The organism is Streptomyces sp. PA03-5A (assembly GCF_033792725.1).
Classification (GTDB): domain Bacteria; phylum Actinomycetota; class Actinomycetes; order Streptomycetales; family Streptomycetaceae; genus Actinacidiphila.
In genome coordinates this window covers 209,350-233,654 of record NZ_JARAVL010000005.1, presented here as the reverse complement: position 1 = coordinate 233,654, position 24,305 = coordinate 209,350, and the positions used below count along the sequence as shown (strand labels likewise).

At 72.6% G+C, this 24,305-nt stretch carries 22 protein-coding genes; 17 read left to right on the top strand and 5 right to left on the bottom strand.

Annotated elements, in window-relative coordinates; translation table 11 throughout:
- Positions 1-7: 7 nt before the first annotated feature.
- The 4 genes from PV410_RS08360 to PV410_RS08345 all read left to right on the top strand — a co-directional run bounded on the left by PV410_RS08360 (position 8) and on the right by PV410_RS08345 (position 2,914).
- Positions 8-718, top strand: a complete 711-nt coding sequence (locus tag PV410_RS08360) for a phosphatase PAP2 family protein (RefSeq protein WP_500323303.1) — start codon at positions 8-10, stop codon at positions 716-718.
- Positions 719-814: 96 nt separating this feature from the next.
- Positions 815-1,348, top strand: coding sequence for an SMI1/KNR4 family protein (locus tag PV410_RS08355; protein ID WP_500323302.1), 534 nt, complete (start codon positions 815-817; stop codon positions 1,346-1,348).
- 64 nt (positions 1,349-1,412) lie between these two features.
- Positions 1,413-2,108, top strand: a complete 696-nt coding sequence (locus tag PV410_RS08350) for an HAD family hydrolase (protein ID WP_500323301.1) — start codon at positions 1,413-1,415, stop codon at positions 2,106-2,108.
- A gap of 167 nt (positions 2,109-2,275) precedes the next feature.
- Positions 2,276-2,914: a TetR/AcrR family transcriptional regulator gene (locus tag PV410_RS08345; protein ID WP_500323299.1), complete on the top strand. Its 639-nt coding sequence runs from the start codon at positions 2,276-2,278 to the stop codon at positions 2,912-2,914.
- Here the strand turns inward: PV410_RS08345 and PV410_RS08340 are convergent.
- Positions 2,905-4,269 carry an LVIVD repeat-containing protein gene (locus PV410_RS08340; RefSeq protein WP_500323416.1) on the bottom strand — a complete coding sequence of 455 codons (1,365 nt, stop codon included), beginning with the start codon at positions 4,267-4,269 and terminating at the stop codon, positions 2,905-2,907. The two genes, PV410_RS08345 and PV410_RS08340, sit on opposite strands and share 10 nt — an antisense overlap.
- A gap of 112 nt (positions 4,270-4,381) precedes the next feature.
- On the opposite strand from PV410_RS08340, the gene PV410_RS08335 reads away from it, so the two are divergent.
- The 3 genes from PV410_RS08335 to PV410_RS08325 all read left to right on the top strand — a co-directional run bounded on the left by PV410_RS08335 (position 4,382) and on the right by PV410_RS08325 (position 8,071).
- A complete protein-coding gene (locus tag PV410_RS08335; protein WP_500323298.1) occupies positions 4,382-5,059 on the top strand; it encodes a DUF305 domain-containing protein in 678 nt (225 codons plus the stop codon).
- 142 nt (positions 5,060-5,201) lie between these two features.
- Positions 5,202-6,548, top strand: coding sequence for an FAD-dependent oxidoreductase (locus PV410_RS08330; RefSeq protein WP_500323297.1), 1,347 nt, complete (start codon positions 5,202-5,204; stop codon positions 6,546-6,548).
- Positions 6,549-6,658: 110 nt separating this feature from the next.
- Entirely contained in the window at positions 6,659-8,071 is a 1,413-nt protein-coding gene (locus tag PV410_RS08325; protein WP_500323296.1) for a nucleobase:cation symporter-2 family protein, read from the top strand.
- Here PV410_RS08325 and PV410_RS08320 read toward each other — a convergent pair.
- Entirely contained in the window at positions 7,973-8,368 is a 396-nt protein-coding gene (locus PV410_RS08320) for an ArsR/SmtB family transcription factor (RefSeq protein ID WP_500323295.1), read from the bottom strand. The two genes, PV410_RS08325 and PV410_RS08320, sit on opposite strands and share 99 nt — an antisense overlap.
- Before the next feature lie 239 nt (positions 8,369-8,607).
- On the opposite strand from PV410_RS08320, the gene PV410_RS08315 reads away from it, so the two are divergent.
- From PV410_RS08315 to PV410_RS08300, 4 genes are all read left to right on the top strand, one after another.
- Positions 8,608-9,693 (top strand): sialidase family protein, encoded by a 1,086-nt coding sequence (locus tag PV410_RS08315; RefSeq protein WP_500323294.1) that lies wholly within the window; start codon positions 8,608-8,610, stop codon positions 9,691-9,693.
- Positions 9,694-9,724: 31 nt separating this feature from the next.
- Positions 9,725-10,402 (top strand): uracil-DNA glycosylase, encoded by a 678-nt coding sequence (locus tag PV410_RS08310; RefSeq protein WP_500323292.1) that lies wholly within the window; start codon positions 9,725-9,727, stop codon positions 10,400-10,402.
- Between the two features lie 25 nt (positions 10,403-10,427).
- Complete coding sequence (locus PV410_RS08305) at positions 10,428-11,267, top strand: LURP-one-related family protein (protein WP_499515494.1); 840 nt, start codon at positions 10,428-10,430, stop codon at positions 11,265-11,267.
- A 126-nt stretch (positions 11,268-11,393) separates the two neighbouring features.
- Positions 11,394-12,269 (top strand): sirohydrochlorin chelatase, encoded by an 876-nt coding sequence (locus tag PV410_RS08300; protein WP_500323291.1) that lies wholly within the window; start codon positions 11,394-11,396, stop codon positions 12,267-12,269.
- Between the two features lie 91 nt (positions 12,270-12,360).
- Here PV410_RS08300 and PV410_RS08295 read toward each other — a convergent pair whose 3' ends face one another.
- The 3 genes from PV410_RS08295 to PV410_RS08285 all read right to left on the bottom strand — a co-directional run bounded on the left by PV410_RS08295 (position 12,361) and on the right by PV410_RS08285 (position 16,638).
- Positions 12,361-13,398 carry a lactonase family protein gene (locus PV410_RS08295; protein WP_500323290.1) on the bottom strand — a complete coding sequence of 346 codons (1,038 nt, stop codon included), beginning with the start codon at positions 13,396-13,398 and terminating at the stop codon, positions 12,361-12,363.
- A 78-nt stretch (positions 13,399-13,476) separates the two neighbouring features.
- Positions 13,477-14,739 (bottom strand): nitric oxide synthase oxygenase, encoded by a 1,263-nt coding sequence (locus PV410_RS08290; protein WP_500323414.1) that lies wholly within the window; start codon positions 14,737-14,739, stop codon positions 13,477-13,479.
- A gap of 381 nt (positions 14,740-15,120) precedes the next feature.
- On the bottom strand, positions 15,121-16,638 hold the full coding sequence (locus PV410_RS08285) for an FUSC family protein (RefSeq protein WP_500323289.1): 1,518 nt from the start codon (positions 16,636-16,638) through the stop codon (positions 15,121-15,123).
- 368 nt (positions 16,639-17,006) lie between these two features.
- On the opposite strand from PV410_RS08285, the gene PV410_RS08280 reads away from it, so the two are divergent.
- From PV410_RS08280 to PV410_RS08255, 6 genes are all read left to right on the top strand, one after another.
- Entirely contained in the window at positions 17,007-17,534 is a 528-nt protein-coding gene (locus PV410_RS08280) for a (2Fe-2S)-binding protein (RefSeq protein WP_500323288.1), read from the top strand.
- Positions 17,521-18,510, top strand: a complete 990-nt coding sequence (locus PV410_RS08275) for an FAD binding domain-containing protein (RefSeq protein WP_500323286.1) — start codon at positions 17,521-17,523, stop codon at positions 18,508-18,510. The genes PV410_RS08280 and PV410_RS08275 overlap by 14 nt, the downstream gene beginning before the upstream one ends.
- Positions 18,507-20,714 (top strand): xanthine dehydrogenase family protein molybdopterin-binding subunit, encoded by a 2,208-nt coding sequence (locus tag PV410_RS08270; protein WP_500323285.1) that lies wholly within the window; start codon positions 18,507-18,509, stop codon positions 20,712-20,714. Before PV410_RS08275 ends, PV410_RS08270 begins: the two co-directional genes overlap by 4 nt.
- 20 nt (positions 20,715-20,734) lie before the next feature.
- Positions 20,735-21,223: an Lrp/AsnC family transcriptional regulator gene (locus PV410_RS08265; protein ID WP_499515487.1), complete on the top strand. Its 489-nt coding sequence runs from the start codon at positions 20,735-20,737 to the stop codon at positions 21,221-21,223.
- A 25-nt stretch (positions 21,224-21,248) separates the two neighbouring features.
- Complete coding sequence (locus PV410_RS08260) at positions 21,249-21,920, top strand: HAD family hydrolase (RefSeq protein WP_500323284.1); 672 nt, start codon at positions 21,249-21,251, stop codon at positions 21,918-21,920.
- Between the two features lie 571 nt (positions 21,921-22,491).
- The gene (locus tag PV410_RS08255) at positions 22,492-24,285 is read left to right on the top strand and encodes an NACHT domain-containing protein (protein WP_500323283.1); all 1,794 of its coding nucleotides are present in this window, start codon (positions 22,492-22,494) and stop codon (positions 24,283-24,285) included.
- Positions 24,286-24,305: the final 20 nt, after the last annotated feature.

Genomic DNA, 24,305 nt, shown 5'->3' with positions numbered 1-24,305 from the left:
CGGCTGTATGCACGCCCCTCCCGCACCGTCCGACGTCCGGGACCCCGACCGTGCCCTGCGCACCGCGTGCCTGAGCCAGTGCGCGGCGGCCTGCGCCGCCTTCCTGCTGCTGCTCGGGCTCGTCGTGGCGCGCTGGGGGCCGCTGCTGGCCGCCGACCGCGGCATCGCCGTGCAGCTGCACGCCGTCGCGGTACGGCACTCCGGCTGGACCCGGCTCAACCGCGTCCTCACCGACTGGGTCTGGGATCCGCTGACGATGCGTCTGCTGCTGCTCGCGGCCGTGATGTGGCTGCTCGTACGGCGCGAGAACCGCCAGGCCCTGTGGCTGGTGCTGGCCGGCACCCTGGGCTGGGTCCTCCAGCAGACCGCCAAGGCCCTCGTCGGCCGGGAGCGCCCGCACTGGCCGGACCCCGTCGACTCGGCTGCCTACGCGGCGTTCCCCTCCGGCCACGCGATGACCGCCGCGCTCGTCTGCGGCGCCCTGCTGTGGCTGCTGCTGCTCCGCCTGCCGGCCCGCTCCCCCTGGGGCGTGGCCGCCTGCGCCGTCGCCTTCGTGTCCGTCGCCGGTGTCGGCTTCACCCGCGTCTATCTCGGCGTCCACTGGCCCTCCGACGTCCTGGCCGGCTGGCTGCTCGCGGCGGCCGTCCTCACCGGTACGGCGGCGCTGTGCGAACCGTGGCGCACGGGCGCCGCGGAGCAGCAGCGCACGTCCTCGTGACCCCGCAGGTCAGGGCCGGGAGTTGTGCGGGTTCAGGGGAGATCCCGGGCGGCTGCCCTGCCGCGCTGTCGCCACCGGCTGGTATCCATGTGCGGCATGGACACCGAACACGCCACCCCCGAGGACCTCGCCGCGCTCCGCGCGGCCTTCGACGTCGACGACGGCGGCGCGTCGGCGCTCGGCTGGGAGGCCGTCCACGCCTTCGAGGCGCGGCACGGGGTGGTACTGCCCGAGCCCTACCGGACGTTCGTCGCCGACATCACCGACGGCTCCTTCCAGGGGCCTCCCGACTTCGGGCTCGTGGGCTTGGAGGAGTTGCCGGACGACTGGGGCGACGACCCGGCCGGACGCGACCTCGGACGCCCCTTCCCCCTGACGTCGGCGTGGATCTGGGAGGACGACGACCGGCCCGAGGAGGAGCTCGCGCCGCTGCGCGCCCAGGTGTTCGACCACGGCTCGATCGTGCTCGGCACGGACGGCTGCGGCATGTACTGGCACCTCGTCGTCACCGGTCCGCAGCGCGGCCGGGTGTGGCACATCACCGGCGAGGGCGCCTGCCCGTTCGATGCGGGGTTCGCCGGGTGGGTCGGGCACTGGGCGGCCGGGAAGCCCTGGTTCGGCGCCTCCTGACCGTGACGCGGCCCGCACCGGGCTCCGGTGTGCCCGCGAAGCCGGGGCGGGGATGATGGCGGTCATGACCATCAAGGGATGCATGTTCGACTTCTCCGGCACCCTGCTGCGGGTCGAACCCGCCCGGCGCTGGCTGGGCACGGTTCTGGATCAGCTGGGGATCACGCTCGGCGAGACCGAGCTGGCGGCGTACGCGGAGGGCTTGGAGCGGGCCGGCGGGCTCCCGGGCGGAGCGGCGCCGGAGCGGGTGCCGGCACGGCTGGAGCGGCTGTGGCAGGAACGGGACCTGTCGGCGGAGCACCACCGCGCGGCGTTCACCGCGCTGGCGCGGGAGGCGGAGCTGCCCTGGGAGGAGGCCTACGGGGCGCTGTACGACCGCCACATGGAGCCCGCCGCCTGGTCACCGTACCCGGATGCGAGGGAGGTGCTCGAGGAGTTGCGGCGCCGGGGCGTGCCGGTGGCGGTGGTGAGCAACATCGGGTGGGACCTGCGGCCGGTGTTCCGCGCGCACGGTCTGGAAGGGCTGGTGGACGTCTTCGTCCTCAGCTTCGAGCACGGCGTCCAGAAACCGGACCCACGGCTGTTCGGCATCGCGTGCGAGGGGCTGGGGCTGCCGCCGGAGCGCGTCGCGATGGTCGGGGACGACCGGCGGGCGGACGGCGGGGCGGCGGCGCTGGGCTGCGCGGTGCACCTGGTGGACCACCTGCCGGTGGAGCAGCGGCCGTCGGGGCTGCTGCCGGTGCTGGACCTGACCGCGTGACGGGGATCTGAGGGCGACGGGCCGGGCGGCGCGGAAGTGCGGTACCCGGCGGTCCCCCGCGCCGCCGGGTACGTGCACCTCACCCCCGTGACCCGCATGAGCATGCCACTCACGCACGGTCAGCCCTGAGTATATTGGCTCCGAGCCAGTCAACGCAGGAGTAAAGCATGTCCCCTCGGCGACCTTCGGTCAATGAAGCGATGCGCCGGCGTTCACGGGAACGTCTGCTGCAGGCCACGGTCGAACTGGTGGAGGAACGCGGGTTCGAGGCCACGACGCTCGGGGACATCGCCGACCGCGCGGGTTCGGCGCGCGGTCTGGTGTCGTACTACTTCCCCGGCAAGCGGCTGCTGCTGCAGGCGGCGGCCCACCGGCTGATGCACACCGAGCTGGCCGCGGCGCTGGAGCGGGAACCCGGGCCCGCCGACGGCCGCGAGGTGCTGGCCCGGGCGATCGACGCCGTCCTGGCGCTGCCCGTGCAGCATCCCGTCGTCATGCGGGCGCACATGGCCGGCATCCTCCAGGCGTCCGGGTTCAGCGAGTGCGAGGAGCGGCAGCGCCTGGCCGAATTGCTGCTGGGCGCCGTCCGGGCGTGGGGCTCGGCGGACCCCGAGCAGGACTACCGGATGCTGCGGGCCCTGCTCATGGGCGGGGTGTTCGCGCAGTTGATCCCGGGCGCGGCGATGCCGCTGCCGCGGTTGCGGGCCGACATGTTCCAGCGGTACGGCCTGCCCTGGGAACTCGGCGTTCCGCCGGGCGACCTGCCGCCCGGCGGAACGCCGTTGCCCGGGACCGCTCAGCGGTAGTCGGGCTGGGTCTGGACGTTGAGCTCGGCGAGCCGGATGCCCCGGGCGCTGTCGGTGCGCTTGTCGGAGATCTTGAGGACGTCGAAGCCCTTGGCGATGTCGTTCGAGTAGATGTAGCCGTTGTAGTAGTAGGCGCTCCAGGAGCCGCCGAGGGTCAGGGTGTCGGTCGAGATGGGACCGCGCTCGAAGTAGCCGATCTCCTTGGGGCGCGCGGAGTCGGTGAAGTCCCACACGGAGACGCCGCCCTGGTACCAGGCCTGGACCATGATGTCGCGGCCCTTGGCGGGGATGAGCGAGCCGTTGTGGGCGACGCAGTTCTCGGTGTCGGCCTGGTGGCGCGGGATCTTGTAGTAGTTCCGGAAGACCAGCTCGGGCTTGCCGTGCTTGCGGACGATGTCGTAGATGCCGTCGGCACCGCGCTGCGGACCGATCGCGGTGTTGCACTCGGCACCGCCGCCACCGCCCAGCTCGTCGGTGAAGACGACCTTGGTGCCGCGCTCGTTGAAGGTCGCCGAGTGCCAGAACGAGAAGTTCACGTTGTCCTGGACGCGGTCGAGGACCTTCGGGCGCTCGGGGTTGGAGATGTCCATCAGGATGCCGTCGCCCATGCAGGCACCGGCCGCGAGCCCCAGCTTCGGGAACGCGGTGATGTCGTGGCAGCCGGTGGTCTCACTGACCCGGGCCTGGGTGTCGGTGGGCGGGACGCCCGGGTTGCCGCCGTCCGGGAAGAGGACCGGGAAGGCCGTCACGGCCGCCTTCTCCGGGTGGCTGCGCGGGATCTTCACCACGGAGATGCCGTCGTGCGGCGGCTGGCAGTCCGGGAAGGTGGCGCTGGGCGAGTAGGAGGACACGTAGACGAACAGGTCGCGCTTGGCCGGTACCAGGGTGTGGGTGTGGGAACCGCAGGCGGTCTCCACGGCCGCGACGTAGCGCGGGTTGGCCTTGTCGCTGATGTCGAAGACCTTGACGCCCTCCCACGAGGACTTCTCGGCCGCGGACTGGCTCGTGCTCGCGCAGGAGCTGTCCGAGCGCGAGGAGTCGGTGGACAGGACCAGCAGGTTCCCGGAGACCGATATGTCGTTCTGGGATCCGGGGCACAGGACCTGGCTGACCATTTTGGGGCTGGTGGGACGGCTGATGTCCCAGATGACGAAGCCGTCGTAGTTGCCCGCGAAGGCGTATCTGCCCTGGAACGCCAGGTCGGTGTTGAATCCCCCGAGGGATTGCTTGGGTATGTTGACCAGGTGCTGAACGTTGGCGCTCGTGACGACCTCGTCGACACCCGGGATGCTCCCGTCGGCCGTGGCGGGGGCCGGAACCGCCAGTCCGAGCAGCGTGACGGCCGCGGCCGCCAGGGCCGCCAGTCGTCCGGGGCGAGCGAGGGCTGTACGTAAGCGCTTCACCGCGTCCTCCTAGTTTCCGTTCGCGGTTGAACTTCATGCGGACCCCGGCAGTATGGCCCTTCTCATGTGCGCGTCAAAAGATGACAATGCACTGGTGTTTTCCTCGTATCGTGTTGCGACGCTGTCCGCGCTGGCCCTCACCGCCTCCTTGGTACTCGCCCTGACCAGCTGCGACGGGGGTTCCGGAAGCGGTTCCGCGTCCGCCGCGCCCTCGGTCATCGCGCCGGGAGCGCCGGGCGAGAAGGCCACCACCCTCTCCCCGGAGGAGGCGGCGAAGGCCCTGCCCGACGACTCCCCGAACCCGGCGGACCTCACCTATGTGACGAACATGATCGCCCACCACCAGCAGGCGCTTGTCATGACCGCCCTCGCGGGCACCCGCGCCTCGGACGAGAAGGTCCGCGGACTCGCCGCGCGCATCGAAGCCGCGCAGGGCCCGGAGATCGACACCATGCAGGCCTGGCTCAAGACCAACGGCGGCTCCCATGCCACCGCTCACGACCATGACCACGCCGCGATGCCCGGGATGGCCACCGCGGCGCAGCTGGCGGCGCTGCGCGCGGCGCGCGGCGCGGAGTTCGACCGGCAGTTCCTTCGCCTGATGACCGCCCACCACCGCGGCGCGGTGACGATGGCCACCGACGTGCTCACGCACGGCCGCAACGTCCTGGTCGCCGAGTGGGCGAACGAGGTGATCGCCCAGCAGAGCGCCGAGATCGCCCGGATGCGCGCCATGGACTGACATCCCGGACCGCGACACGCTCCGGCGCCCTCCCCCCGGTGGTCACTCGGTGCGATGCTGGACGTGGCCGCCCGTCCCGCCCGTTCCGGGCGGCACACGGGCCGCCGAGGTGAACCCAACCCTCGCCGAAGGGGAGGCGCCCGTGCTGCGTGTGGCAGTCGTCGGATCAGGTCCCAGCGGGGTGTACACGGCCGAGGCGCTGACCCGCCAGGAGTCGGTGCCGGACGTCGCCGTCGACGTGCTCGACCGGCTCCCCTGCCCGTACGGCCTGGTCCGGTACGGGGTGGCCCCCGACCACGAGAAGATCAAGTCCCTGCAGGGCACGCTGCGGCGCGTCCTGGAGGACCCCCGGATCCGCTTCCTGGGCAATGTGACCGTCGGCGGTCCGGGGCTGTCCCCGCAGGCGCTGCTGGAGCTGTACCACGCGGTGGTGTACTGCGTCGGCGCCGCGACCGACCGCCGCCTCGGGGTGCCCGGGGAGGACCTGCCGGGCAGTTGCGCGGCCACCCACTTCGTCTCCTGGTACAGCGCCCATCCCGACGAGGCTCCCGACGGCTTCCCGCTGCACGCCCGCTCCGCGGTCGTGATCGGGGTCGGCAACGTGGCCGTCGACGTGGCCCGCATCCTGGCCCGCGGTGCCGAGGAACTGCGGCACACCGATGTGCCCGAGGGGGTGCTGCGGGCCCTGGCGGACAGCCACGTCACGGACGTGCACATGGTGGGGCGGCGCGGGCCCTCGCAGGCGAAGTTCACCACCAAGGAGCTGCGCGAGCTCGGCGACCTGCCGGGCGCGGACGTCATCGTCCGTCCCGGGGAGCTGGCTCTCGACCCCGCGTACGCCGATCCGCAGGGGCTCGTGCCGGTCGCCCGGCGCAATGTGGAGGTGCTGCGCGGCTGGGCCTCCCGGCCCGCGGCGGGCCGGCGCCGCCGCATCCATCTGCGGTTCTTCCTGCGGCCGGTGGCGGTGCTCGGCGAGGACGGGGTGACCGGGGTGCGGTTCGAGCGGACCGCGCCGGACGGGCAGGGCGGGGTGCGCGGCACGGGCGTCCTCGAGGACATCGACGCCGGACTGGTGCTGCGGTCGGTCGGTTACCGCGGCGTGCCCCTGGTCGGGCTGCCGTTCGACGACCGGCTCGGCATCGTGCCCAACACGGAGGGCCGGGTGCTGCGCGGCGGCGCCCCCTCGCCCGGCGAGTACGTCGCCGGCTGGATCAAGCGCGGGCCGACCGGCGTGATCGGCACCAACCGGCCCTGCGCCAAGCAGACGGCGGCGGCCCTGGTCGCCGACGCACGGGAGCTGCTGGCCCGGCCCACCGCGGACGCCGATCCGCTCGATGGCCTGCGGGCACTGGGGCAGGACCCCGTGGAGTGGACCGGATGGGAGGCCATCGAGGCCGCCGAGTCGGCGCTGGGGCGGTCGCTGGACCGCGCGACCGTGAAGATCCCCGACTGGGAGGGGCTGTTGGCGGCCGCGCGCCCCAGGGGCTGAGATCCGCGGGAAACACCTCCGCAATCAACAAACTGTTTACGCTCACTAGGGTCCCGGGCAACCACTTCGTCGTTCCACCGCTCACCCGCGCCGCGTTCGAGGAGCTGCCCATGGCGACGCCGCCGCACCGTCCCGCCGTCCATCCCGTCGACGAGGTCCTGCCCGCCGTCCAGCTCGGGGCGTTCGGGCTCCAGCACGTGCTGGCGATGTACGCGGGCGCGGTCGCCGTGCCGCTCATCGTCGGGGGCGCGCTGAAGCTGGCGCCCGCCGACCTCGCCTACCTGATCACGGCGGACCTGCTGGTGTGCGGCATCGCCACGCTGCTGCAGTGCGTGGGCTGGTGGCGGTTCGGCGTCCGACTGCCCATCATGCAGGGCTGCACCTTCGCGGCGGTCTCGCCCATGGTGCTGATCGGCCAGGACGGCGGACTGCCCGCGATCTACGGCGCCGTCATCGCCTCGGGAGTGGCGATGGTCCTGCTGGCGCCCGTCTTCGGGCGGCTGCTGCGGTTCTTCCCGCCCCTGGTCACCGGCACCGTGATCCTGGTCATCGGGCTCAGCCTGCTGCCGGTGGCCGGCAACTGGGCGGCAGGTGGGGTCGGTTCGCCCGACTTCGGGGCGCCGCGGAACATCGGCCTGGCGGCCGCCGTGCTCCTGGCCGTCCTGCTGGTCCAGCGCTTCGCGCCCCCTGCCCTCGCGCGCGTCGCGGTCCTGGCGGGCATCGTGCTGGGCACCCTGGCGTCCGTGCCGTTGGGCTTCACCGACTTCGGCGCGGTCGGCGGCGCCGACTGGGTGGGGATCAGCACGCCGTTCCACTTCGGCACGCCCGACTTCCAGGGCGCGGCGATCGCCTCCATGCTCGTCGTGGCCCTCGTGACGATGACCGAGACGACCGGCGACATCATCGCCGTGGGCGAGCTGACCGGCCGCCACGTGGAACCACGGCGGCTCGCGGACGGGCTGCGCGCCGACGGGGTGTCGACCGTGCTCGGCGGGGTCTTCAACACCTTCCCGTACACCGCCTACGCGCAGAACGTCGGCCTCGTGGGGATGACCCGGGTGCGCAGCCGCTGGGTGGTGGCGACCGCGGGCGGCATCCTCGTCCTGCTGGGGCTGCTGCCCAAGCTGGGGGCAGTGGTCGCGGCGATCCCGGCGCCCGTGCTGGGCGGGGCGGGCCTGGTGATGTTCGGGACGGTGGCGGCGAGCGGGGTGCGGACCCTGTCCACCGTCGACTTCCACGGCAACGGCAATCTGACCGTGGTGGCGGTGTCGGTCGCGGTCGGGCTGCTGCCGGTCGGCGTCCCGACGGTCTACGACGCCTTCCCCGACTGGTTCCAGACGGTGATGGACAGCGGGATCAGCGCGGGGTGCATCACCGCTATCGCGCTGAACCTGCTCTTCAACCACCTGCCCGGCGGCTCCGGTTCAGGCGCGGACGACGCCGGCGGTCCCGTCGGGCCGTCCGTCCTGCCGGTCGGCGGCGGCGAGGACGGCGTCCAGAAGCCCGGGGAAGAGCACCTCTAGGTCCGCCCGGCGCAGCGCGTTCATCTTGGAGGTGCCCCGGTAGGTCTGGCTGATCACCCCGGCCTCGCGCAGCACCCGGAAGTGGTGGGTGCAGGTGGACTTGCCGACCGGCAACCCGACCTCGGAGCACGCCGCCTCCGTTCCCCGCGCCGCCAGCGTCCGCACCACGCGCAGTCGCATGGGGTCGGAGAACGCGTGCAGGACGGCCTCCAGGCGGATGTCCGCTCGGTCCGGGTGCTCGCACACCCTCCCGCCGGGGACGGGGGCGGCCGCGGTGAGGGGCTGCTGCGGGGGCATGCACCCATATTACGAGAATTCTCGTAGTTCGACCGCTGCCGTACCAGCTCTCGGCGCCGGGCCGCCGGTGGCGCAAATCCCCTTCACCGCACCGCTGTTGGCCGACGGGGACACCGCACGCCGGGGTCCGGCGCGGCACGCTTCGGCCGCGGGGAGGCGCGCCGCGGCCCCCGTTGTCGGTAGGACGGTGCAGAATCTGTGATGCAGAACACATTCCCGTAGTTCGGAGATGGTGCGTCATGGACGACGTCGTACTCGCGATCGGCACACGCAAGGGGCTGTTCCTGGGACGGCGGGGCGGCGCCGGGACGTGGGAGCTGACCGGCCCGCACTTCCCCATGCAGGCGGTGTACTCGGTGGGCATCGACACGCGCCGGGCCGTGCCCCGGCTGCTGGTCGGCGCAGACAGCTCGCACTGGGGGCCGTCGGTCTTCCGCTCCGACGACCTCGGGCGCAGCTGGGAGGAGCCGGCCAGGCCCGCGGTGCGGTTCCCCAAGGACACGGACGCCTCGCTGGAGCGCGTCTGGCAGATCCAGCCCGCCGGCGCCGCCGCCCCGGACCTGGTGTGGGCCGGCACGGAGCCGGGCGCGCTCTTCCGCTCGGACGACGGCGGGGTGACCTTCGAGTTCGTGCGGAGCCTGTGGGAGCACCCGCAGCGGGAGCTGTGGGGTGCCGGATACGGCGGTCAGGCGGTGCACACGGTGCTCACCGATCCGCGCGACGCCGACGTGGTGATCGCGGCCGTCTCCTCCGGCGGGGTCTACCGCTCGGCCGACGGAGGCGCGAGCTGGGAGGCGTCCAACACCGGGATCAAGGCGGAGTTCCTGCCCGACCCGTACCCGGAGTTCGGCCAGTGCGTGCACAAGATCGACCGGGACGCCGAGGACCCGGACCGGCTGTACCTGCAGAACCACGGCGGGGTCTACCGCAGCGACGACGCCGGCGCGAGCTGGACGGAGATCGGCAAGGGCCTGCCCGCGGACTTCGGCTTCGCCGTCGCCGCCCACCCCCGCCGCGGCGGAGTCGCGTACGTCTCTCCGGTCAACGACGGCAGCGACCGCTACCAGCCGGACTACCGCTGCCGGGTCTACCGCACCGAGGACGCCGGCGCCTCGTGGACGGCCCTGTCCGCCGGGCTGCCCACGGAGGAGCACTACGGCGTGGTCCTGCGCGACGGGCTGCGCACCGACGACGCGGACCCGGTCGGCGTGTACTTCGGCAACCGCAACGGCGAGGTGTACGCCAGCGCCGACGAGGGCGACACCTGGCAGCCGGTGGCCTCACACCTGCCCGATGTGCTGTGCGTGAGGGCGGCCGTGGTCTGAGTGTCGGTGTGAGCCACTAGAGTGACTCACCGTGGCAGCACGACCGTTGAACGAAATCGTCGAAGAAGGCTGGGCCAAGGCGCTGGAGCCGGTCGCAGGGAAGATCGCCGAAATGGGCGACTTCCTGCGCGCCGAGATCGCCGCGGGCCGCACCTACCTGCCGTCGGGGGCGAACGTGCTGCGCGCGTTCCAGCAGCCCTTCGACGACGTCCGGGTGCTGATCGTGGGCCAGGACCCGTACCCCACCCCGGGGCACGCCGTCGGGCTGTCGTTCTCGGTGGCCCCGGAGGTACGGCCGCTGCCCCCCAGCCTGCTGAACATCTACCAAGAGCTGAACACCGACCTCGGCCTGCCCCAGCCCTCCAACGGGGACCTGACCCCCTGGACCCGGCAGGGCGTCCTGCTGCTCAACAGGGCGCTGACCACCGCGCCGCGCACGCCCAGGGCGCACCGCGGCAAGGGCTGGGAGGCGGTCACCGAGCAGGCCATCCGCGCGCTCGCCGCGCGCGGCAAGCCCCTGGTGTCCATCCTGTGGGGCTCCGACGCGCGCAGCCTGCGGCCACTGCTGGGGAGCCTGCCGGCCGTGGAGTCCGCCCACCCCTCCCCCATGTCGGCCGACCGCGGCTTCTTCGGCTCACGTCCGTTCAGCCGGGCCAACGACCTCTTGGTACGGCAGGGCACGAACCCGGTGGACTGGCGGCTGCCCTGACGGAGGCAGCCGTTACTCTGCCCGGGTGACGACGCATTCGAACACCCCGGCGGGCTGGTACCCGGACCCGCATGGCACCCAGAACCTGCTGCGCTACTGGGACGGGTCCCAGTGGACGGAGCACACCCATGCGGGCGGCGCGCAGGTCCCGCCGCAGCCCAAGGACAACCCCTGGGAACTGGGCGTCGACGGCGGTCCCGACCCGTCGCGCATCCAGCGCCAGGTGCAGCAGCAGGCCGGCGTGGCCCCCACCGGCCCGGGTGGGGGCACGCTCTTCAGCGAGCCCGTCCTGGTGGTCAACCAGAAGGCCAAGCTCATCGAGCTGAGCAACGAGTACAGCGTCTTCGACCAGCAGGGGCGCCAGCTCGGCTCGGTGCTCCAGGTCGGCCAGAGCACCGCGCGGAAGGTGCTGCGCTTCGTCGCGAGCGTCGACCAGTTCATGTCGGTGCGCCTGGAGGTGCGTGACGCCCACGGGCAGCCCCAGTTGCTGCTGACCCGGCCCGCGAAGTTCATCAAGTCCAAGGTGATCGTGCAGCGCGCCGACGGCATGACGCTCGGCGAGATCGTACAGCAGAACGCCATCGGGAAGATCAACTTCTCCTTCGAGGTCAACGGCCAGAAGATCGGCGCGATCAAGGCCGAGAACTGGCGTGCCTGGAACTTCTCCATCGTCGACCACACCGACACCGAGGTCGCCCGGATCACCAAGACGTGGGAGGGCCTGGCGAAGACGATGTTCACCACGGCCGACAACTACGTGCTGCAGATCCACCGGCAACTGCCGGACCCCCTGCTGAGCATGGTCGTCGCCTCCGCGCTCACCGTGGACACCGCCCTCAAGCAGGACTCGCGCGGTCTCGGCTGACCGTGGCACGCGTACGGTGCCGGGGTGCGCGGACCCGGCACCGTATCGGGACAGAACCGGACAGGTAACCCCTGCGATGGACCCGCCCGAACAACAGAGCGCGCAAAGGCACTAGCATGCCTCGCCATGAGCACTGCCGAAGGGCCCGCACCCGGCCTGCCCGTTCGAATGCCCCGCCCCCGCCAGCCCGGGCGGCACCGGCGCCCGGAGCCGCTGACCACGCCCGAGGGCGCCCCCGCGCTGGTCCTCGCCGTGCCCGGCACCCCGTCCTCCGCGATACGCAGTCTCGCGGAGGAGATCGTCAGCATCGCCCGCATCGAGCTCTCCGGTCTCGACCCGCGCATCGGCTACGTCGACGGCGACGGCGAGGAGTACCCGACGCTCGAGTCCGTGGTGGCCCAGGCCGCCGGCGAGCGCGGCGACCAGGCCCCCGCGGCCGTCGTGGTCCCGCTGCTGGCCGGTCCCGAGCCGTCGGTGATGCGCCGGATCCGCCAGGCAGTGGCGGACAGCCGCTCCGCGGCCGAGGTGACCGACGTGCTCGGCCCTCACCCGCTGCTGGCCGAGGCGCTGCACGTGCGCCTCTCCGAGGCCGGACTGGCCCGCGCCGACCGCGCCCGCCTGTTCACGGTGGCCACGGCCGCCGACGGCATCATCCTGGCCACTGTCGGTGGCGAGGAGGCCGTCCAGGCGGCGGGTGTGACGGGTCTGCTGCTGGCCGCACGCCTCGCGGTGCCGGTGCTGGCCGCCGCGCTGGACATCGAGGGCTCGGTCGCCCAGACCGCCGAGCAGCTGCGCTCGTCCGGCTCGACGACCCTGGCGCTCGCGCCGTACGTGGTCGGTCCCGAGGTCGCCCCCGAGGTGCTGCACGACGCCGCCAAGGAGGCCGACTGCTCCGCGGCCGACGCGTTGGGTCCCTACCCGACCATCGGCAAGCTGGTCGTCTCCACGTACACCACGGCCCTGGGCATCGCCCAGGAGTCGCAGGGTGCTCCGCTGAGCTGAACCCGCGGACCGTCGACGACAACGGCGTGGTGGTCCGCCCCGGGATCCCGGGGCGGACCACCACGCCGTTGCGCGTACGGGGAAGCCTCCGTCAGCCGAAGACCACGCAGGACGCGGCCGGGACGGCCACCGAGCCGGCGAGCTTGGGCGTACCGGTGACCGGGTCCACGTCGAACCAGCTGACGTCGCCGGAGCGCTCGTTGGCCGCGTAGAGCCGCTTCCCTGAGGGGTCGAGGGTCAGGTGGCGCGGCCAGTCGCCGCCGCAGTCCACCGTCTCCAGCAGCTCCAGCCGGTCACCGCTGTCGTCGACGGACAGGACCGCGATGCTGTTGTGCCCTCGGTTGGCGGCCCAGGCGAACCTGCCGTCGGGCGAGACGACCAGCTCGGAGGGGTAGTTCGGGCCTGCGGCGTCCGCGGGCAGCACGGAGACCTCGGCGACGGGCTTCAGACGGCCCACCTCCGGGTCCCAGTGACAGACCGTCACCACGGACTCCAGCTCGTTCATGACGTAGGCGCGGTCGCCGCGCGGGTGGAAGGTGAGGTGCCGCGGTCCGGTGCCGGAGCGCAGGCCCATCTCGCGTTCCACCTCCAGCTCCCCGCTGTCCGGGTCGAGTTCGCAGACGCGCACGGAGTCCGTGCCGAGGTCCACGCTGAGCACCCAGCGCCCGGAGGGGTCGGGCAGCACCATGTGGGCGTGCGGGCCCTCCTGCCGCTCCGGGTCGGGGCCGTCGCCCTCGTGCTCCAGGACGTGGCGCGGCCCGCCGAGCGCGCCGCGGTCGTCGACCGGCAGCACGCTGACGGTGCCGGAGGCGTAGTTGGCGGTGAGCAGGTGTCCCCGGTGCAGGCACAGATGGGTGGGCGCGCCGCCGCTCACCGGCACCGTGGCGCCCAGCGGTTCGGGGCGGGCGGGGTCGCGCAGCGAGAACACGGCCGCGCCGCCGGTCTCGGCGTGCTCACTGACGGCGTAGAGCAGGCCGTTGTCCTCGGAGAGCACTAGGAAGGAGGGGTCCTCCACCGCGGAGTCGGCGCGCAGCACCGTCAGCGCTCCCGAATCGGGGTCGAGGGCGGCGGTGGTCAGCCCTTTGCCGCCCGCCGAGGTGAACGACCCGATGTAAACGTGCCCGGCCACTGCCGTACCTCTTCCGCTGATTGTCTGTTCGGCGGCTGAGAGTAACGCAGTGGCCGGAAACCGATCCCGTTGCCCCCGTCACACCAGCGTCTCGCCGCGGGCGAGGGCGAGCGACTCGGGGTGGTGGACGTAGGCGGGGGTCAGCTCGCCTGTGTCGTAGTAGCGGTGGAAGACGCCGGTGGCCGAGCCGGAGATGGGCGGCACGATCCACGACCAGTCGGCGGGCACGGGACGGCCCTTGCGCTCCTCCCGTTCGATGTGCGCGAGGAAGCGCCGGGATTCGGTGTGGTGGTCGGTGATGGTGACGCCGACGCGGTCGAAGGAGTGCAGCACGGCCCGGTTGAGCTCGACCAGGGCCCGGTCGCGCCACAGCGAGCGGTCGCTGCCGGTGTCCAGGCCGAGGCGGTCGGCGAAGCGCGGCAGGAGGTCGTAGCGGTCGGTGTCGGCGAAGTTGCGGGCGCCTATCTCGGTACCCATGTACCAGCCGTTGAAGGGCGCGGCCGGGTAACAGACGCCGCCGATCTCCAGGCACATGGAGGAGATCGCCGGGACGGCGTGCCAGCGCAGGCCCCACTCCGCGAGCCAGTCGAACTCCGGGTGCACGATCGGCACCTCCAGGACCGCGTCCGCCGGCAGCGGGAAGTGGCGCGGCGGTTCGGCTCCGCCCTGCACGACCAGCGGCAGGACGTCGAAGGGCGTACCGGGACCGCCGGACCAGCCGAGCCGCCGGGCCACCTCGGTGATGCCGGTGTTGCCGGGGTCGCCGAGCACTCCGCCGTCGGGCCGGGGGTAGCCGGCGTAGCGGATGAGCTGGTCGTTCCAGATCCGCGGGCCGGGGCGGTCCGGCGCGTCCGGGGCGAAGACGGTGATGACCGGGCGGATCCGCCCGCCGTTGGCCGCGACCCTCAGGTGGGCGGCGGCCTCCAGGGCCACCCCGCGCGCGGTGGCGACGTGGCGGCGGTCACGGACCTGCAGGGAGTTCCAGTACAGGCGCCCTATGCAGCGGTTGCTGTTGCGCCAGGCGACGCGCGCACCGAAGACGAGCTCCTCGTGGGTGTGCCGGTAGGTGCCCGTCGCGTCGATCTCGGCGAGCACCGCGGCGAGCCGCTGCTGCGGGTCGCCGGCGCCACCGGGCAGTTCGTGGTGGTACTGCCGCAGGAAGTCCGTGGCCAGCGCGCGGACGTCCACGTCCTTGTGCAGGACGGCCGGAGCGGCGCCCTGACCGGCCGCGCCGTCGACGGGGCAGGAGGCCGCCGCGTCCTCGGGACGCGCCTCGGCGTCCTCTTCCGCCGCCTGCGGGTGTCCGGCCGGACAGCCGGCCAGCGGCTCCGGGCCGTCCATCCGCGCGTGCTCCGCCGGGGGCGGCACGCGGCCCGGCCCGGTACGCCGTTCGTTCTTCCCCCCGGTACGGCGCAGAAATCTCAGCACGCCTGGCACCCCCAAGACCGCCCTGCGCGAACCGTTTGCCCCACGGTCCGCGGATACGGCACGAGACTGGATTCGGTCTCACCGCTTGTCCGGAGTCAGTCATCCTGGCACGCCGCGCCGAACAGGGCTCAGAATCAGGTGAATTGACACATCACGACGCAGGTTGGACGCAATCCGGTCACCTGGCGACCGTGACCGGTCCCGATCCGCCCGGGGGCGCACACGAACCCGGCACGCACGCCCGGCGCCGCCGATGGGCCTGCGCGCGGCAGGGGCGCGCCCCTGCCGCGCGCGTCAGTCGGGCTCCCCGGTCCGCGCGGGACGCGCGGGGGCGCCGAGGGGGGCGGCCAGCCCGCTGAGGGCCGTCTCGAGGCTGCGCAGGTGCTCCAGGGCCCGATCGGCGTGCGGGTGCGGGCCCGCGGCGTCCCCGGTGGCCGTTCCGGGCGCCGGAGCACCGCTCCCGGCCGTACCCGGGGGCACCAGGCGCCGGACGGCGATCTCGACCCGGTGGCAGGCCGCAGTGAGGCGCTCGTCATGGCAGGCCGACGGGTCGGCCACGACCTCCGCGAGGCCGCGGACCTGACGGGCGCACTCGTCGAGCAGGGCGAGGACGGTACGGGCCCGGGCCTTGCGGTGCCGCATCGGGCTGAGCGGGTGCACCAGCGGGGCGACGGCGGCCCGCACCCGTTCCAGGAGGACGTCGAGGTCCGCCACGTGGCGGGCCAGGTCGTCGCCCGGGCCGCCGGCGAGGTGACGGGCGGCCTCGCCGGTGAAGTCGTGGACCGCGTGCAGCGCGCGGCGGATCCAGGCGTCGGTCGCCGCGTGCGTGGTCACCGGCAGCACCACCAGGACCGCGACGGCCGCGCCCAGGGCGCCGACGGCGGTCTCCCCCAGCCGCAGCGCCAGCAGCCCGGGGTGGAGGATGCCGAGCAGGCCGTAGAGCAGCCCCGCCATCACCGTCACGAAGAACATCATCCAGCTGTACGAGACCGGGGCGGTGTAGAAGATCCCGAAGACGCAGACGGCGACCAGTGCGGCGGTCGGCGCGGGCGCCCCGTGCAGCGGGAGCGCCACCGCGAGCCCGGCGACGATGCCGGTGACGGTGCCCAGGACGCGGCGGAAGCCCCGCACGAGGGTCTCGCCCCGCGAGGCGGTGTTCACGAAGATCCACCAGGCGGTGCCGACCGCCCAGTACCAGCGGTCCTCGGACAGCGCCTGGCCCACCGCCACCGCGATCCCGCCCGCGAGCACCGCCTGGAACGCCTGCCGGGTCGTCGGACGGCGCAATCCCCGGGACTGGGGCAGGACGACGGCGGGCGCCGGGACGGCCCCCCGCTCGTAGCACCACAGGCCGAAGCGGACGAGGGCCGCGCAGCCCAGCCCGAGGCCCACGGCCCCGTACAGCTCCGGCAGCAGTCCAGGACCGGCCCGCAGGAACTGGGCGATGAAGAACATCATGAACGCGAAGACGCCCAGGGCGTGGCCGCGCGCCCCCCAGCGCCGGGCGTAGACCCCGGCGAAGACCACCGCGAGGAAGGCCGCGTCCCGTGCGCCCGGGTACGGATGCAGCCAGGCGGCCAGCGCGAGGACGGGGAAGCCCACCGCGGGCATCAGCGCGGTCGTCGCGGCCTGCCGGGCCGGCCCGGGGTCGGTGACGACGAACAGCGCCAGCAGCGCGGCCAGACCGCCGACCACGACGGCGGGCAGCGGCAGCCCGGCCGCCGCCACGGCGGCGACCGCCCCCGCGATGCCCAGGACCGCGCGCGAGGCGCTGCGCAGCCGTGCGCGTCCCGGGTCCGGTGCGATGAACATGCGCCCCACCACGTGCCCGCCCTGCCCCTCGTTCGTGCCGCGGTGCGTGTCCGCGCATGGAAAAGGCGCTGCGGGGCCTCGTACCTCCCGCAACGCCAGCGTCGCCTCCAGGAAAACATCCTCAGGGCCCTTGGCTCAAGCGAGCCCCGTTCCACTGGGCCATTGGCCCGGCCGTCGATCGCGCGGCCAGGGCGGGGCCGGACCACTGGCTCATGCCGAAACGCCCATTCGGCGTATATTGATGTTAAAGGCGGACGTATTGACGCGAAAAGTCGATCCCGCCTTTTAACGGCGCCTGACGAACCAACTCACCGGATCCGCCCCAGGAGGGGCTCGAGTCGTACCCGACCCGTCCGGAGGAGGACGCGATGAGGGACGTGGCGAGCGAGCGGGACGTGGACCGTCCCGGAACCATCGAGCGGGTCGTGACACTCGACGTCAACGGCCGGTCGTACACCCTTCGCCTGGACACCCGGGTCACACTGCTGGACGCGCTGCGCGACCGGCTGGGCCTGACGGGCACGAAGAAGGGCTGTGACCAGGGAGCCTGCGGCGCGTGCACGGTCCATCTCGACGGCAGGAGAGTGCTGTCCTGCCTGACACTGGCCGCCCAGGCCGAGGGCCGGGCGATCACCACCATCGAGGGCGTCGGCGGCGCGGACGGACCGCACCCGGTACAGCGGGCCTTCATGGACCACGACGGCTTCCAGTGCGGCTTCTGCACCCCCGGCCAGATCATGTCCGCGGTGGCGCTGATGGCCGAGGGCAGGACCGGCTCCGACGAGGAGATCCGGGAGTTCATGAGCGGCAACCTGTGCCGCTGCGGTGCCTATCCCAACATCGTGGCCGCGATCCGCGAAGCGGCGTCCGGGGGAGGTTACGATGCGCACCTTTGAGTACGTGCGGGCGACCGACGCCCAGGAGGTCGTACGGCTGCTGGCGGAGGACCCGGCGGCCTCCTGCCTCGCGGGCGGCACGACCCAGCTGGACCTGATGAAGGACGGGGTCCTGGAGCCGCCGACGCTGATCGACATCACCCGGCTCCCGCTGCACGGCATCGAGCGGCGCGGCGAGTCGCTCCACGTCGGGGCGCTGGCCACGATGGAGGAACTGGCCGCCGACGCCACGGTCGCCGAGCGGCTGCCCGTGGTGCGCGAAGCCCTCCTGATGGGCGCCTCGGTGCAGCTGCGGAACATGGCCACCATCGGCGGCAACCTGCTGCAGCGCACCCGCTGCCGCTACTTCCGCGACCCCATGGTGCTCGAGTGCAACAAGCGCGCACCGGGCACGGGCTGCGCGGCCGTGCAGGGCGCGGCCAGGATGCACGCGGTGCTCGGCGTGAACGAGAACTGCATCGCGCTGCACGCCTCCGACCTCGCCGTCGCCCTGGTGGCGCTCGACGCGGTCGTGCACGTCCAGGGGCTGTCGGGCCGGCGCAGCGTCCCCCTCACGGAGTTCTACGTCACGGCCGACGAGGGTCCGGAACGGGAGAACGTCCTGGAGCACGCCGAGCTGATCACCGAGGTCGAGATCCCGCTCCCGCCGCCGTCCGCCCGCTCGGGTTACCTCAAGGTCCGCGACCGGATGTCGTACGAGTTCGCCCTGACCTCGGCCGCGGTGGTGCTCGTCGTGGAGGACGGCACGATCCGTCAGGCCCGGGTCGGGCTGGGCGGGGTGGGCTCGAAACCCTGGCGGGCCTACGAGGCCGAGCACGTGCTGACGGGCGCTCCGGCCACGTCGGCGACCTTCCTGGACGCGTCCGAGGCGACGATGCGCGACGCCTGGACCGTGCCCGGCACGGCGTTCAAGGTGCCGTTGGCCCGCCGGACCCTCGTCCGCGAGCTGCAGACAGTGTCAGGAGTGACGGCATGAGCACGGTCGAGAGCAGGCCGTTGGTCGGTGCGGGCGTCAACCGGGTCGACGGACCGCGCAAGGTCACCGGCGCCGCCCCCTACCCGATGGACTTCAACGTCCACGGCCAGGCCTACGGCGCCCTGGTGCAGAGCACCATCGCCGCGGGCCGGATCGTCCGCATGGACACCGAGGAGGCCGAACGCTCGCCCGGCGTGATCGCGGTGCTCACCCACGAGAACGCCCCGCAGGTCGGCACCGGCCCCACGACGGTGCTCGGTCAGTCGCCGCCCGCCCCCCTGCGCAACGACCGGATCATGCACCACGGGCAGCACATCGCCTTCGTGGTGGCCGAGACGCCGGAGCAGGCCGCCGCCGCGGCGCGGCTGGTGCACGCCGAGTACGAGGCCGGTGAGCCGCTGCTGGACCTGCAGGACCCGAGGGCGCAGCATGTGGTCGACCCGTGGAAGATGGACCACTCGCGCGGCGACGTGGCCGCCGCCCTGGAGGCCGCCGACGTCATCGTGCGCGGCACCTACCTCACGGCGGACAACACCAACAACCCGCTCGGGCTGTTCGCCACGCTGGCCGTGTGGGAGGAGGACACCCTCACCGTCCACGACACCAGCCAGTGGCCGTCGATGGTGCGCACCACCTTGTCCATGGTCTTCGGCATCCCCGAGAGTTCGGTTCGGGTGCTGGTGCCCTACGTCGGCGGCGGCTTCGGCGCCGGGCTGCGGGCGTGGCCGCACGTGATCCTCACCGCCATGGCCGCCCGGTCGACCAAGCGCCCGGTCAAGCTCGTGCTGACCCGGCCGCAGATGTTCACCTCCGTGGGGCACCGTCCCAGCGGTGTGCAGTGGCTCAGCATGGGCGCCACGCGCGACGGCGACCTGGTCGCCCTCGACCACCGCAGCCTCAGCTCGCTGAGCATGGAGGACAACGACTTCGAGCCGTTCTCCCACGGGACCTCGTTCGCCTACCGGTGCCCGAACGTGATCACCCGGGACCAGCAGGCCAAGCTCAACATCGCCGTACCGACGTCGATGCGCGCCCCGGCCGAGGCGCAGGGCAGCTTCGCGCTGGAATCGGCCCTCGACGAATTGGCGTACACCCTGCGCATGGACCCGCTGGAGCTGCGGATCCGCAACCACACCGAGGTCGACCCGCGCAACGGGCTTCCCTGGTCCGGGAAGGCGATCCTGGAGTGCTACGAGGCCGGCGCGCGGCGCTTCGGCTGGGCCGACCGGAACCCGGAGCCGCGGTCCATGCGCGACGGCAACTGGCTCGTCGGCTACGGAATGGCGAGCGCGATGTTCCCGTACTTCGCGACGCCGTGCATGGCCGAGGCGACCGTCAACCGCGACGGCAGCGCGTTCGTGCGCAGCGCGGCGACCGACATCGGCACCGGCACGTACACCGTGATGGCCCAGCTGTCCGCCGAGGAACTGGGCCTGCCCCTGGACAGGGTCCGCTTCGACCTCGGCGACTCCGACATGCCCGACTCGATGATGGCGGGTGGCTCCGGCCTGACCGGCGCGCTCGGCAACGCCGTTCACGACGCCTGCCGCAAACTCGTGGGCCTGTTCGCGGACCTCGCGCGCGGGGACGCCGACTCCCCACTGCTGGGCGCCTCCCCCGAGGACGTCGAGGCTTCCGGCGGCAGGGTGCACCTGGTGGGCCGCCCGGACCGCGGGGAGTCGTACGCGGACATCCTCTCCCGGCACGAGCTGCCCCAGCTGACGGCGACCGGGAGCAGCACGCCCCCGGACCCGGCCGCCATCGGCATGTCCCCGGCCGGGGCATACGGCGCGAAGTTCGTCGAGGTACGCGTCGACGCCGACCTCGGCCTCGTCCGGGTCGCCCGGGTGGTGTCCGCGATCGACGGCGGCCGCATCCTCAACGAGAAGACCGCCAGGAGCCAGATCATCGGCGGGACGGTCGGCGGGATCGGCATGGCCCTGTTCGAGGACACGGTCACCGACCCGCGCACCGGCCGCATCGCCAACGGGACCTTCGCCGACTACCTCGTCGCCGTGAACGCCGACATCCCCGAGCTGGACGTGCTCTTCGTCGGCGAGCCCGACCGCGGCACACCGACCGGCACCAAGGGCGTCGGCGAGGTCGGCCTGGTCGGCATCGCACCCGCCATCGCCAACGCCGTGTACCACGCCACCGGAAAGCGCATCCGCGAACTGCCGATCACCATCGACGCCCTCCTCTGAGCGGTGCGAGGCAGCGTCCCGTGCCCGCCGACGAGCTGGACGCCCGTATCCTGGCGCTGCTGCTGGAACAGCCGCGCACCAGCGTCCGCGAGTACGCCCGCATCCTGGGTGTGGCGCGCGGGACCCTGCAGGCGCGGCTCGACCGGCTGGAACGGGACGGGGTGATCACCGGGTACGGCCCGCGGCTGTCGCCCGAGGCCCTGGGGTACCGGGTGCTGGCCTTCGTCCACCTGGAGGTGACCCAGGGCCATCTGGACGCCACGGGCGCGGCCCTGGCCGCCGTACCCGAGATCATCGAGGCGTTCTCGATCACCGGCGGCGGCGACCTGCTCACCCGGGTGGTCGCCCGGGACGCCGCGCACCTGGAGGACGTGATCCAGCGTCTGGTCCAGGTGCCGGGTGTGGTGCGCACCCGCACGGAGGTCGCGCTGCGCGAGCGGGTGCCGCAGCGGATGCTGCCGCTGGTACGGGAGGTCGGCCGGGACGCCGCGGCCGGGCGCACGCCGTGATCGCCGGCTTGGCATGCTGGGAGCCATGACGCTCCCCGCGGTGATATTCGACCTCGACGGCACCCTCGTGGACAGCGAGCCCAACTACTTCGAGGCGGGCCGCCGGCTGCTGGCCGCGCACGGCGTGGACGACTTCACCTGGGAGCAGCACCGGCGTTTCATCGGCATCGGCACCAAGGAGACGCTGGAGACCCTCCGCGAGGAGTACGGCCTGTCGGCCTCCGTCCAGGAGCTGCTGGACGGCAAGAACCGGCTCTACCTGGAGCTGGCCCGCGGGGCCACGGACGTGTTCCCGCGGATGCGCGCGTTCGTCGAACTGCTGGCGAAGGCCGGGCATCCCATGGCGGTGGCCTCGGGCTCGTCGCGCGAGGCGATCCAGGCGGTGCTGGCGGGCACCGGGCTGGACGCCAGCCTGACGACCGTGGTCTCGGCGGAGGAGGTCGGCCGCGGCAAGCCCGCCCCGGACGTGTTCCTGGAGGCGGCGGCCCGGCTCGACGTGGACCCGGCGGACTGCGTGGTCGTCGAGGACGCGCCACCCGGCGCGGAGGCGGCGCACCGGGCGGGCATGCGCTGCGTCGCCGTCCCCTACCTGGCCGCGCAGGCCGACGATCCCGCCTTCGCGACCGCCGGCCTGCTGGTGCGCGGAGGGCAGGACGCCTTCGACGCCCGGGCGGTCATGGACTGGCTGACGGGCTGACCGCGCTCCCCGGGTGACGCCCGGCACCCGCATGGTGCGCCGGCAACCCTGCGGTTAATGGTCGTGCACGGCTTCGCCCGGCGCCCCGACCGCCGTGGCGGCAGCAGGAGGCGGCGGACCCCGTGAAGCGGCCCCTGACGATCAGCGGCGAGGAGTCGGAACGCCCCCCACGACCGGCCGCCCGTGTCGAAAGCCGTGCTGCTCGACGGCATGTCCCCGGAGCACGTCGCTCTGCCCGCCCGGCACGATGTCTCGGCCCGCTGTCGCCTGGGCGTACCTGCCGGCCACCGGGTCGTCGACCTCAACCGGTGCCAGGGATACGCGCAGTGCGCGTTCCTCACCCCGACATGTTCGAACTCCATCGCGAGGAGACGCTCTTCTACGACACCGGGCCCCCCGAGGAGCAGCGCGACCGGGCGGCGTGCGCCGCCGCTTCGTACCTCGTTCAGGCGATCCTGATGGTGGACGTCTCCTTCTGGGACCGCACCATCTGCGTGTCGCCTGCGACGGGGGGCGGCCCGTCTGACCGGTTCCCTGGGTCGTGGGCGCCGCCAGTGGGGAAGATGGTGGCGTGGGGAGATACGGACGTCCGGACCGCAGAACGGGACTTGTGTGCGGCGCGGTGTTCCTGGGCTCCATCGCGGCGGCATGGGCCCTCTACGTGGCAGCCGGCCAGAGCGCCGTCGTGGGAGCAGTGGGAGTCCCCGTCATCGTCGGCGTCCCAGCGCTGTACATGGCGGGCAAGGCGATGCAGGGGGACCGTTCCGACACCGCGTTCACGCTGTCGATCGACGAGGTCACGGAACGCCTCGCGCAAGACACACGGAGATTCTGGTCCGATGAGGCCCACCGGCGGGGCCTCATCGACCCCGTTCCGCTACCGGTGCCATGGGATGCCGCTGACGAGCACTTGGTGACGGACTGGGACCGGATCGCGCGGGAGGCCGCGGAATGGCGCCGGCCGGCGAGTTCGGAGAGTCCCCACGCGACCAGGCTGTGCGGCACCGGCAACCAGGTCGCCGACATCCTCGCCGGGATTCCGACGAGGCGTCTGGTCGTCCTGGGCGACAAGGGAGCGGGCAAGACCACGCTGCTCATCAGGTTGGCACTGCGGCTGACAGCAGATCGGGGCGGATCCGGGGAGCAAGTGCCCGTGCTGCTGCCGCTTGCCGACTGGTCCGGCAGGGACGGGCGATTCCTGGACTGGGTGGTCGACCAGATCGGCGAGCAGTTCTCCGATCTCAAGCGCCCGTACGGCGGAGCGGCGGGCTCACAGAGCTGCGCACGGCAACTGGTCGACGAACGCAGGGTCATGCTCCTGCTCGACGGCCTCGACGAGATCCCGGAGTCCCGGCGACGCACGGCGATCACGCGGATCAACGACGACCTGGACTTCTTCGCCGGTGTCGTACTGACCAGCCGCACCACGGAGTACCGGGAGACCGTCGGGCCCACGACCCGCAACCCGGTGCGGCTCAGGGGGGCAGCGGGCATCGAGCTGGGCCCTGTGGCCTTGGGTGACGTGAAGAAGTACCTGACCGACGCAGCGGGCGGGGAAGCTGCCGCAGAGGACCGCTGGCGCAGCGTGCTGGTGGAGATGGACCACGACGGTTCCGGCGTGAACGGGGCGTTCAGGTCCCCGCTCATGGTGAGCCTCGCCGTCGCCGTATACCGGCTGGAGCACGACGACCTCGACGGCGCCGGTCGAGGTCCTGACGAACTGTGCCGCCGGTCCCGTCAGCAGGTCGAACGGCACCTGCTGGCCGAGCTGATCCCCACGTTGTACCGCCCGCACCGCGACCGTTCGCAACGCTGCCTGTGGACGCGCCACCCAAGACAACTGACGAAGGTCAGAAAGTGGCTCGCCTTTCTCGCCCAGCGGCTCACCCCGCACGGGGGCCACGCACCAGACCGGGCCTGGTGGTACCTGGAGGACGCCGTGTCGACGCGGCTCGTAGGCGCCGTCATCGGCAGTACGACGGCGCTGTTCACCGGGACCATGGCCGCGCTCGCGGCCGCCGCCGTCACCGCCCCCGGAAGCGACCGCACCGCCTGGCTCTGGACCGCGGCGGGTGTCGGCATCATGTCAGGCGTGGCAGCCGGTACGGTCTCCGGCTCCGAGGACGCAGTGGAGCTCGGAGCGCGCCTGACGGTCCTGGGCAGGACGGGTGAAGGCATCGCCTATGTGTTCACCATCTGGGCGCCCGCGATGGTGGTGCGCTCCTGCCTCGCTGTACGGGGGCGCCTTCCCTGGAGGCTTTCGCGGTTCCTGAAGGACGCGCACATGCACCACGGGGTACTCCGCCGGTCAGGCCAGGCCTACGAGTTCCGCCATGCGGAGCTGCAGCGACAACTCACCCCGTAACCCGGAGCGGAGCGCTGGAG